At 72.1% G+C, this 11,315-nt stretch carries 8 protein-coding genes and 1 pseudogene; 4 read left to right on the forward strand and 5 right to left on the reverse strand.

The annotated features are described in order from the left end of the window. A pseudogene (locus AC156L_RS27655) lies at positions 1 to 1,792 on the reverse strand (type I polyketide synthase); the annotation flags it as partial. A 347-nt stretch (positions 1,793 to 2,139) separates the two neighbouring features. Between AC156L_RS27655 and AC156L_RS27660 the strand changes: the two are divergent. Beyond that, positions 2,140 to 3,342, forward strand: coding sequence for a cytochrome P450 (locus AC156L_RS27660; protein ID WP_330878501.1), 1,203 nt, complete (start codon positions 2,140 to 2,142; stop codon positions 3,340 to 3,342). Positions 3,343 to 3,409: 67 nt separating this feature from the next. Here the strand turns inward: AC156L_RS27660 and AC156L_RS27665 are convergent, their stop codons facing one another. Together AC156L_RS27665 and AC156L_RS27670 are read right to left on the reverse strand one after the other, a co-directional pair. Further along, positions 3,410 to 3,562, reverse strand: coding sequence for a hypothetical protein (locus AC156L_RS27665; RefSeq protein ID WP_330878502.1), 153 nt, complete (start codon positions 3,560 to 3,562; stop codon positions 3,410 to 3,412). 139 nt (positions 3,563 to 3,701) lie between these two features. Beyond that, positions 3,702 to 4,910, reverse strand: a complete 1,209-nt coding sequence (locus tag AC156L_RS27670) for a cytochrome P450 (protein ID WP_330878503.1) — start codon at positions 4,908 to 4,910, stop codon at positions 3,702 to 3,704. Positions 4,911 to 5,099: 189 nt separating this feature from the next. On the opposite strand from AC156L_RS27670, the gene AC156L_RS27675 reads away from it, so the two are divergent. From AC156L_RS27675 to AC156L_RS27685, 3 genes are all read left to right on the forward strand, one after another. Beyond that, positions 5,100 to 5,981, forward strand: a complete 882-nt coding sequence (locus tag AC156L_RS27675; protein WP_330878504.1) for a 3-hydroxyacyl-CoA dehydrogenase family protein — start codon at positions 5,100 to 5,102, stop codon at positions 5,979 to 5,981. Next, complete coding sequence (locus AC156L_RS27680) at positions 5,978 to 6,235, forward strand: acyl carrier protein (RefSeq protein ID WP_330878505.1); 258 nt, start codon at positions 5,978 to 5,980, stop codon at positions 6,233 to 6,235. Before AC156L_RS27675 ends, AC156L_RS27680 begins: the two co-directional genes overlap by 4 nt. 114 nt (positions 6,236 to 6,349) lie before the next feature. Continuing rightward, positions 6,350 to 9,526, forward strand: coding sequence for an NACHT domain-containing protein (locus AC156L_RS27685; protein WP_330878506.1), 3,177 nt, complete (start codon positions 6,350 to 6,352; stop codon positions 9,524 to 9,526). A gap of 43 nt (positions 9,527 to 9,569) precedes the next feature. Here the strand turns inward: AC156L_RS27685 and AC156L_RS27690 are convergent, their stop codons facing one another. Next, positions 9,570 to 10,238 carry an O-methyltransferase gene (locus AC156L_RS27690; RefSeq protein WP_330878507.1) on the reverse strand — a complete coding sequence of 223 codons (669 nt, stop codon included), beginning with the start codon at positions 10,236 to 10,238 and terminating at the stop codon, positions 9,570 to 9,572. Continuing rightward, positions 10,231 to 11,313: an HAD-IIIC family phosphatase gene (locus tag AC156L_RS27695; RefSeq protein ID WP_330878508.1), complete on the reverse strand. Its 1,083-nt coding sequence runs from the start codon at positions 11,311 to 11,313 to the stop codon at positions 10,231 to 10,233. Before AC156L_RS27695 ends, AC156L_RS27690 begins: the two co-directional genes overlap by 8 nt. Positions 11,314 to 11,315 lie beyond the last annotated feature (2 nt).

Genomic DNA, 11,315 nt, shown 5'->3' on the forward strand with positions numbered 1-11,315 from the left:
CGAACGGCGCCAACGCCCGCTCGCACTCCGCCATCCGCTCCGCGAACACCGCCGACGACTCCAGCAGCTCCACACCCATGCCGACCCACTGCGAACCCTGACCGGGGAACACGAACACCACCCGGCCGTCGGCTCCCACCGGGCCACCGGCGAGCACGGCGCCGTCGGCGGGCACGCCACCGTCGGCGAGGACGTCCAACCGTGCGGCGAAGTCCGCCGCGTCCCGCCCGACCACGACGGCCCGGTGCTCGAACGCGGACCGGGTGCCCGCCAGCGCGGCGGCCACGTCCGCGGCCCGCACGTCGCCGTGCCCGGCCAGCCAGGTGGACAGCCCGGCGGCCTGGGCGCGCAGCGCGGCACCGGACCGGGCGGACAGCACCCACGGCACGACGCCGTCGGCCTCGACGACCTCGGCGGGCGCGGCGGCCGGGGCCTCCTCCAGGATGACGTGGGCGTTGGTGCCGCTGATCCCGAAGGCGGACACGCCCGCGCGGCGCGGCCGGTCGGACGCGGGCCAGGCGCGGGCCTCCGTCAGCAGCCGGACCTCACCGGCCGACCAGTCGACGAACGGCGAGGGCTGCTCGGCGTGCAGGGTGCGCGGCAGCAGCTCGTGCCGCATCGCCTGCACGACCTTGATCACGCCGCCGATGCCCGCGGCGGCGGAGGTGTGGCCGATGTTGGACTTGAGCGAGCCGAGCCACAGTGGACGGTCGGCCTCCCGGTTGGCGCCGTACTCCGCGAGCAGCGCCCCGGCCTCGATCGGGTCGCCCAGCCGGGTGCCGGTGCCGTGCGCCTCCACGGCGTCCACGTCGATCGGCGCGAGTTCGGCGGCGGCCAGCGCGTCGCGGATGACCTCGCGCTGCGCGGTGGCGTTCGGGGCGGACAGGCCGTTGCTGGCGCCGTCCTGGTTGACCGCGCTCGACCGCAGCACGGCGAGGACGCGCCTGCCGTTGCGCACGGCGTCGGACAGCCGTTCCAGCAGCACGATCCCGACGCCCTCGGACCAGCCGGTGCCGTCGGCGTCCGCGCCGAACGCCTTGCAGCGCCCGTCCGGGGCCAGGCCGCCCTGCTGGCTGAAGGACACGAAGGGATCGGGCACGGGCATGACCGTGACGCCGCCCGCGAGCGCGAGGGTGCAGTCCCCCGCGCGCAGCGCGCGGGCCGCGAGGTGCAGGGCCACCAGCGACGACGAGCACGCCGTGTTCACGGTGATCGCCGGGCCGCGCAGCCCGAGCGTGTAGGAGACCCGGCCGGACACGACGCTGGTGTGCGTCCCGGTGTCCAGGAACCCCTCCGCGCCGGACGGGACGTCGAACACCGGGGAGCCGTAGTCGTTGGCGATGGCGCCGACGAAGACGCCGGTCCGGCTGTCGCGCAACGACGACGGCGCGATCCCGGCGCGTTCCACGGCCTCCCAGGAGGTTTCCAGCACCAGCCGCTGCTGCGGGTCCATCGCCAGGGCCTCGTTCGGGGACACGCCGAAGAACCCGGCGTCGAAGTCGCCCGCGTCGTCGAGGAAACCGCCCTCGCGGCAGAAGGTCTTGCCGGGCACCGGAGCGCCGGGCCGGTAGAGGTCGGCGGTGTTCCAGCCGCGGTCCCCCGGCCACTCCGCGATCACGTCGCGGCCCTCGGCGAGCAGGTCCCACAGGTCTTCCGGGGAGCGAACCCCACCGGGGTAGCGGCAGCTCATCGCGACGATCGCGATCGGCTCCCCCGCCTTGGCCTCCAGGTCGCGCACCTGGGTGCGGGCGTCGGCCAGCTCCCCCATCGCGCGACGCAGGTACCCGAGCAGCTTCTCGTCCTCGGCCATGTGATCAGACCGTCCCGAAGTGGTCGCCCGCGCGCCGTGACCCGTGCCAGAACATTGGTTACCCCGTCTTCGACTTCCGCGCAGAACTCGGCGGCCCTCCCGGACCCAGCCCAAGCTAAGAAGTGCGCATAGCGCGGAAATATCGCCCTTCACCAGCGACAACACATCGGGGTGCGGCGCTATCGGGACGATAGTGCCGATGCCCGATCATCAGGACCGAGGTCACCCGAACGACCGGGACGCCGCGCGGACGTGGGAACGCGGCGCGGGGCGACCGGGCGTGACGATCCGGCGCGGGCCGCCTCGGGGACCGGTCCGGGAGGAATCACATGAGCACGCAAGGAACGACGCCGCAGTACCCCGTCGGCGACACCAGCAGGTTGACCGCGGACCCGTGGTACGGCGAGGCCCGCGACGAGGCCCCGGTGGCGAGGGTGCGGATGCCCTACGGCGGCGAGGCGTGGCTGGCGGTGCGGCACTCGTCGGTGCGCACGGCCCAGTCCGACCCCAGGTTCAGCCGCGCGGCCTCGGCCGAGCTGGGCGAGGCGGCACCGCGCATGGTGCCGGGCACGCCGCCCGTGGGCTCGGTGCTGACCATGGACGGCGCCGACCACACCAGGGTGCGCAGGTTCATGGCCAAGGCGTTCACCGTGCGCCGCATCGAGAAGCTGCGGCCTCGGGTGCAGGAGATCGTCGACGGGCTGCTGGACGAGATGGTCGCGCACGGCTCGCCCGCCGACCTGAAGAAGTTCGTCGCGGAACCCCTGCCGGTCATGGTGATCTGCGAGGTGCTGGGCATCCCGGTCGACGAGCGCGCCGACTTCCGCGTGCTCACCGAGACCATCATGTCCGGGGTGTTCACCTCGGACGAGGCGCAGGCGTCGATCGCCCAGTTCCTGAACTACCTCAACGGTTTGGTGGCGGCCAAGCGCGCGGAGCCCGGCGAGGACGTGCTCAGCACGCTGGTCACGGCGGTGGACGGCGAGGACCGGCTCAGCGAGATCGAGCTGGCGTCGCTCGCGGTGGCGCTGCTGGTCGGCGGGCACGAGACGATCCTCAACACCGTCCTCAACTTCACCTACACGCTGCTGACCAACCCGGACGAGCTGGCGAAGCTGCGCGCCCGCCCGGAGCTGATCAACCAGGCGGTGGAGGAGCTGCTGCGGCACGTCCCGATCAACTCCGGCGGCGCGTTCGGCACGGTCGCCACGGAGGACGTGGAGTTCGGCGACGTGACCGTGCGCGCGGGCGAGACGCTGGTGGCCGACATCGCCTCGGCCAACCGCGACGCGAGCGTGTTCCCCGACGCGGACGTGCTGGACCTGGACCGGAAGAACATCCAGCACCTGACGTTCGGCTTCGGGCCGCACCACTGCATCGGCGCGCAACTGGCCAGGGTGGACCTCCAGGTCACCCTCGGCACGCTGCTGCGCCGCTTCCCCGACCTGCGGCTCGCCGTGGCGCCGGAGGAGGTCCAGTGGCGCGAGGGCGTGCTCATCCGCGGTGTGGAGGCGCTTCCCGTGACCTGGTGAGCGTTCGGCGCACCCCCGGTTCGACGACGTACCCTCCCGGTCGGACGTGATCACGGTGCACCCGGTCTCATGACAGCCCCGGCCACCGGTACGGGCCCCGCACGCCGCCCGCCGAGATCACGGTCGACAGCACGTCCTCGGCCAGGCGGTCGAGCGGCTGCCACCGGACCGGCAACCGGCACCACCTGGCCGACCTGGACAACGGGTGCCGTTCGTGCACGGGCCACCACCTCCGCCGTGAGGACCGCCGTCGCGGCCGCCACGAGGCGCGCCGTGAGCCGCGGGGCTGCCGCGGCGAGGACCGGAGGACCGACGGAGGGGGCGGGGCCGCTGGCCCCGCCCCCTTCCGCGTCCTCAGGTCACCAGGTGATGGGCAGTTCCACGACGCTGCGCATGAACGTCCCGGTGCGCCACTTCAGCTCCTCCTCGGGCACGGCGATCCGCAGGTCCGGGAAGCGCTCCAGCAGCGTCTCCAGCGCGATCTGCATCTCCATCCGCGCCAGCGCGGCGCCGAGGCAGTGGTGGGGGCCGTGGCCGAACCCCACGTGCGGGCCGGGGTGGCGGGTCAGGTCCAGCTCGTCCGCCCGCTCGAACACGTCCTCGTCGCGGTTGGCCGAACCGAGCGACGCCACCACCGGTTCCCCGGCGCGGACCAGCACACCGCCGACCTCGACGTCGACCAGCGCGTAGCGGGCCAGGACGGGGCCGAGGCCGAGCGGGATGTACCGCATCAGCTCCTCGACGGCCTGCGGCACCAGCTCCGGGTCCGCCCGCAGTCGCGCCAGCTCCTCGGGGTGGCGCAGCAGGGTGTAGACGAAGTTGGGGATCTGGCTGGTGATGTTCTCGTGCCCGGCGCCCAGCAGCACGATCGCCAGGCTGAGGATCTCGTCGGCGGTGAACCGGTCGTCCTGGTCGCGGGCGAGGACGAGACCGCTGAGCAGGTCGTCGGCGGGCTCCTCCTGGCGCTGCCGCAGCAGTTCCGACATGTACCCCACGAGGCTGCCCAGGCGCTGCTGGGTCTCCGCCTCGCTCAGGGTGGTCGCCGACGCGAACACCTCCGACCAGTCGAGGAACTGGTGCTGGTCGGCCACGGGCACGCCGAGCATCGTGCAGATCATCGTGACGGGCAGCGGTGACGCGAAGTTCTCGATGAGGTCGACCGGTGAGCCGTGCTCGACCATCCGGTCCACCAGGTCGTTCGCGACCTGCTTGGCCTTGGGGCGCAACCGTTCCACGTTGCGGTGGGTGAACGCCTTGCCCGCCAGCCTGCGGACGCGCGAGTGCTCCGGCGGGTCCATCGACAGGATCACGCCGGGGCCGACGGTCTGCGGTGACGTGCGCGGCTCCGCAAGACCGGCCGCCGCCGCGGCGGCGCGGCTGAACCGCTGGTCCCCCAGCACGAACCGGACGTCCTCGTGACGGGAGGCGAGCCAGCCGTCCTCGCCGTACGGCATCGTGACCCGGACCAGGGTCCGGCCCGCGCGCGCCGTCGCGTAGCGCTCGTCCAGCTCCAGGTCTTCGGCGCGGTTGAAGGGATAGCCGACCGGCTCGGCCCGAGTGGTGTCCACGGTGTCCTCTCCCAGGTGCTCGCCGGGCCGGGCGGGCGCAACAGGTGGCCCGGCCTGCCGGTCGGGAAGGCTAACCACCCGCCATAGCGCCGATCTAGCGGCGGCGGCGAGGCCTCCACGCTATCGGGACGCTAGCGGCCGTGACCGACGATGGCCCCCGAACACCCCGATCCACGAGCAGGAGGTCCCGTGACGGCCGCGGCACACGAGGAGGCTCGTCCGCTCGTCGTCGTCGGCGCGGGCGTGATGGGCACCGGCATCACCACGCTGGCCCTGGTGCACGGCGTCCCCGTGACGCTCGTGGACGTGGACCGCGCCGTGCTGGACCGCGCCGAGACCGCGATCACCCGCAACCTGCGGACCGCGACACTGCTCGGCGCCGCCCCGTCCGACACGACACCGGGGCCGCTCACCACTGTCACCTCACTGGCGGACGCCCTCTCCGGCCCGGCCCCGGTAGCCGTGATCGAGGCCGTCGTCGAGGACCCGGCGACGAAGGCCGCCGTGCTGGCCCAGGTGTCCTCGGCCGTGTCGGCGGGCACCCCGATCATCTCCAACACCTCGTCGATCCCCGTCGACGAACTGGCCGCCGCCGTGACGCGTCCGGCGGACCTGCTGGGCACCCACTTCATGAACCCGGCCTACCTCATCACCACCGTCGAGGTCGTCCCCGGCCCGCGCACCGCCGCGGACGTGGTCTCGTCGGCGAAGAAGCTCCTCGGTGAACTGCGCCGCACACCGATCGTCGTGCGCGACTCGCCGGGGTTCGTCACCAGCAGGCTCCTGCACCCGATGATCAACGACGCCGCCCGCCTGGTGCAGGAGGGCGTCGCGTCCGCCGAGGACGTCGACGCGCTCATGCGCGGCTGCCTCGGCCACCCCACCGGCCCGCTGCGCACGGCCGACCTCATCGGCATCGACAACCTCGTCGACGCGCTGGACGTGCTGCACCGCCGCATCGGCGACGAGCGCAGCCGCCCGTGCGAACTGCTGCTGGAGAAGGTCCGCGACGGCCACCACGGCCGCAAGAGCGGTCGCGGTTTCTACGACTACGAAGAGGCGCAACCATGACGGTCTCGGCCACCCCGGACACCATCGAGCAGGAGCTGATCGACTTCCTGGAGACCCGCACGAAAGCGGGCTGGACGGCCACGCGCGACCTGTTCGGCGAGGGCGGGCTGTCGTCGCTGTTCGCGATGGAACTGGTGGTGCACCTGGAGCAGCGCTACGGCGTCACCGTCTCCGGGGCGAACCTGAAGCTCGCGAACTTCCGCACGGTGAAGGCGATGGTGGAGCTGGTCGTCCGCCTCCGCGACGAAGCCTGAGAGGCGGGGACGGCCGTCGCGGTGCGCGAGACCGGCGGCTCGTGAGCTCCGAGCGCTAACGAAGCGGGCTTCCGCTCGATGTACGGGAGGAAGCCCACCGCACCGGAGTCGCCCATGCCCCGCAAGCCCGCCCTCACGTTCGCAGGCGCGTTGCGCATCCTCGGCAAGCACGAGCCCGAGGCGGTGGACAAGCTCGACAAGGTGCTGGGCGGCACCATCCTCGCCGCGGGCGCCGTGGCCGTGGTCGGCGGCGGCGCCGCGCTCGTACCGGCGGCGCTGCTGGCCGCGGTGTGGGGCTGGGTCGACCAGAAGAACGAGGCCACCGGGTTGTTGCGGGGCCTGGTCGGGAAGTTGTCCGACCGGATGGCGGGCACCAGGGGTGTGGCGCGCCGGGACCTGATCACCGCCGCGCACAGCACCATCGTGGCCGCCGCGTTCTTCGAGGCGCTGGAGGAACGGCTCGGCGCCCAGCGGATGCGCGCGCTGGCGGTCACCGACGCGGAACGGCGGCTGCTCACCGGCCTGCGCAAGCGCGCCACGAGGGACTACTACGACGCCCTCTACTGGTCGGCGATCCCGGCTCCGTCACCGTCGTGCGGGTTCCAGGATAACCTGCCCCGCCTGGCCCGCTGGCTCGACGAGGTGATGGCGGAGGCACACGACTTCTTCAGCGGTCTCACCGCCGGGGCGGGCGTCGGCAGGGTGTTCGGTCCGGCCTTCCGCGGCCTGGTCCTGGACGGCTACCAGTCGCACTACCTGGCGCTGGCCGAGAAGGCCCCGGAGTTCGTGTTCTGGGCACTGCTCGGCGAGCACGCCGCCACGAGGCACCACTTCGACACCCTCAACGCCGATGTGCGGGCCGCCTTGGAGTCGCACGGGCAAGCACTCTCCCGGATCCAGGTGCTGCTCGGTCTGCTCTCCGACCGCGGCCTCGACATCGGTCGGCAGCGCGAGGGGCTGCGCAAGGCGAACACGGCCCTGCTCGCCAAGCCCATCGTGCCGAGCGACACCGAGCGCTACGACGCCGACGTCACGTTCCCGACGATCGAACGGGCCTTCGTCACGCCGCACTACCGGATGGCGGCGCACGACAAGGACAGCCGCCCCGCGGACGAGGGCTGGTGGTCGACGCGGCCGGTCGCGCAGGACCTGGAACTGATGCTCGCCGCGCACTTCACCTCGGCCGACTCCACATCGGTGCCGATGCTGCTGCTGGGGCACCCCGGTGCGGGGAAGTCGATCCTCACCAAGGTCCTCGCCGCCCAGCTTCCACCGGAGGAGTACACCGTCGTCCGCGTGCCGCTGCGCGGTGTGTCGGCGGGCGCCCCGATCCCCGACCAGATCCAGCAGGCCCTGGACATCGCGAGCAACAACCGGCTGGGGTGGCAGGCGCTGTCCGACCACGCCGACACCGTGCTGGTGGTCCTGCTGGACGGACTGGACGAGTTGTTGCAGGCCGCCGACTTCGACCGCAGCGGGTACCTGCGGGAGGTCATGGAGTTCCAGCGGATCGAAGGCGAGCAGAACCGACCGGTGGCGGTCGTCGTGACGTCCCGGACCGTGGTGGCCGACCGGGTGGACGTGCCGCCCGGCGCGACCGTGGTCAAACTCGGCGAGTTCGACGACGACCAGGTCACCGCCTGGCTGGACGAGTGGCGCGCCACGAACCTCCAGGCGATCCGGTCGGGGGCGGTGCGCGAGCTGACCGCCGCCGAAGCGCTGCACCAGGCCGACCTGGTCAGACAGCCCCTGCTTCTGCTCATGCTCGCCCTGTACGCCGCCAATCCCAGGGCGCCGCAGCTCGACGCGGGCCTGTCGAAGTCGGACCTCTACGAGCGGATCTTCGACAGCTTCGCCCGACGTGAGGTGCGCAAGCACGCGGTGGGCCGGTTGCGCGGCCAGGAGTTGCAGCGCCGCGTGTCGGACCAGGTGTTCCGGCTGGCGGTCGCGGCGCTGTCCATGTTCAACCGCGGCGTGCAGAGCGTGCGGGAGACGGACCTGCGGTCCGACCTCGCGGCGCTCACCGGACGGGACAACCTCCCGGACGACGAAGGTGCCAGGCTGCTCGGCGAGTTCTTCTTCGTCCACGCGCCGGAGGCGACGACGCGGACGAAGGAGCGCGCCTACGAGTTCCTGCACGCCACCTTCGGCGAGTACCTGGTGGCGCGGCACGTCGTGGACGAACTGGCGGGCCTGGCCAACGCCGCCTACGGTGGCCGCTACCAGGACCGCGCTCCCAACGACGAGGTGCTGTTCGCCCTGCTCTCGCACCACGCACTGGCCGAGCGGCGGTCCATCGGCGACTTCGCGAAGGAGATCTTCGCCGCGATGCCGTCGGACGAGCAGGACGACGTCCGCCGGGCGCTGGTGGACCTGCTCCAGTCGTTCCGACAGCGGCGACGGTCGACGGAGTTCGACACCTACCGCCCGACACCGCTCGACTTCGTCCGCCAACTCGCGGCCTACTCGGCGAACCTGACCACGCTGTCGATCCTGTTCAGCGATCCCGAGACCGGGTTCCGACTGGTGGGCGCGTTCGGCGACGACGACACCGAGGCCACGGCGAACTGGCGGTCGACGCTGTCGCTGTGGCGGTCCGGTCTGGACCACGACAGCTGGCGAGCGCTGCTGTCCTCGTTGAACCTGGAGGGCGCCGCACTGGTCGACCGCGCACCGGAGTTCATCTCGTTCGACATGCGCGGTGCGGACGAGTACTGGACCGCCAGGGTCGGCGGGGACGACGCGCACGCCTCTCGGATCCGCCGTGGCATCGCCCTGGTCGACAGCTCGGTGTTCTACAACCAGGGTCCGGACTGGGCTGACGAGACGCTCACGTGGGTGCAAGCCCAGGTGTTCTCCCCCGTGGGCACGGATCACCTGCCAGAACTGGTCGCCCCACCGGAGAACACCCACTACGCGGACGTCGAGGCCGTGGGCGACGCGCTGGTCGTCCTCCTGCGCACGCGTACCCGCACGCTCTCCCAGGAGTTCGTCGTCAAGGCGGTGCAGACCCTCGCCCACTACCCGGACACCTTCGACATCAGCCCGAGGACGGTGCTGGCCATCGCCTACGTTCACCCGAAGGTGCTGCTGCACACCCCGAGGTTCCAGAACCGGGCGTTCTACGCCGGTGTGCGCGACGCACTCCACCTGGTCCTGGACCACGGCAAGCAGCTCCTCGACCCTGGGCTGCACGCGCAGTGGGACAAGCTGCGGACGCGGCTCCTCGGCAAGGACGTCCCCGAGCGGTACCCCTCGGACCCGTTGAGCGAGGTGTTCAGCCACTTCTGAGCGCCGGTCGCGTGGGGATGGGGGACGGCCGTCCCCCATCCCCCTACGTCGTCTTCCGCCGCACCAGCGTCACCCCGTCCGCCATCGTCAACAGCACGATGTCCACCGACTGGTCGTCGCGGATCAGGGCGTTGACCTTCCGCACCCCCTCGGTGTCCGGATCGGTCACCGACGGGTCGGCGACGCGGCCGAAGAACAGCGTGTTGTCCAGCACCACCAACCCACCCGGCCGCACCAGCCGCAACGCCCGCTCGTAGTACGCGGGGTACCCGGCCTTGTCGGCGTCGACGAACACGAGGTCGAACCCGTCCGCCCCACCGCCCTCCAGCAGGGCGTCCATGGTGGACTCCGCCGGTCCGACCCGGAGGTCGATCAGGTCCTCCACCCCGGCCCGCCGCCAGAACGGGACGCCGATGTCGGCCCACCGCCCGGTGATGTCGCACGTCACCAACCGCCCGGTGGACGGCAGCGCCCTGGCCATGCACAGCGTGCTGTACCCGGTGTAGGTGCCCAGCTCCAGCACGGACCGCGCGCCCAGCAGGCTCACCAGGAGCCCGAGGAACTGGCCCTCCTCGGGCATCACCTGCAACGAGCGGCCGCCCGGCAGTTCCGCCGTCTCCTCCCGCAGCTCGCGGAGGACCTCGTCCTCCCGCAACGACATCTCGCGCACGTACTCGGCCAGCGCCGCCGAGACGTCCACCTGCTCAGCCATGGGCCACCTCCAGGTCGACCGCGTCGAGCGTCACGACCGGCGACGCCTGCCGCGGTTCGGGCAGCAGGTGCAGCCGTAGCACCCCCTCGGCCGCGGTGGACCCGAGCGGGAGGAGGCACGCGCAGGCCTCGTCGTCGAACCCGGCGAACCGGTAGGCGATGTCCATCATGCGGTTGCGGTCGGTCGGCCGGAAGTCCGCCGCCAGGTGCACGCCCGCGCGGGCGGCCCGGTCGACGATCCAGTTGAGCAGCGTGCTGCCCGCGCCGAACGCCACCACCCGGCAGGACGTGGCGAGCAGTTTCAGGTGCCACACCTCGGGCGTCCGGTGCAGCAGGACGATCCCGACGGCGCCGTGCGGGCCGAACCGGTCGGACATGCCGACCACCAGCACCTCGTGCTCCGGATCGGTCATCAGCGAACGCAGGGCGGCGTCGTCGTAGGGCACGCCGGTCGCGTTCATCTGGCTGGTGCGCAGCGTCAGCTCCGCCGCGCGGGCCAGCTCCCGCTCGGTGGCGCGCACGACCGTCATGCGGAGGTCCAGCGTGCGCAGGAAGTCCTCGTCCGGGCCGGTGAACCCCTCGCGCTCGGCGTCCCGGCGGAAGCCCGCCTGGTACATCTTCCGCCGCCGCGCCGAGTCCTCGGTGATCACCGGCGGGCTGAACTCGGCCAGCCCGGCCAGTTCCGCGGCCTGCTCGGCCGGGTAGCAGCGCACCTCGGGCAGGTGGTAGGCGACCTCGGCGCGTTCGGTGGGCTGGTCGTCCACGAACGCGATGGTGGACTCGGCGAAGTTGAGCTTCTCCGCGATGGCCCGCACGGACGCGGACTTCGGGCCCCAGCCGACGTGCGGCAGGACGAAGTACTCCGCCAGCCCCACCTGTTCGAGGCGTGCCCACGCCACGTCGTGGTCGTTCTTGCTGGCCACCGACTGGAGGACGCCGCGGGCGTCCAGCTCGGTGATCACGCGCCGGATCTCGTCCGGCACGACCACGTCGTCGCCTTCGGCGAGAGTCCCCCGCCACAGCGTGTTGTCGAGGTCCCACACCAGGCACTTCACGATCACCCGATCGTCTGTCATGC

Source organism: Umezawaea sp., from assembly GCF_057122925.1.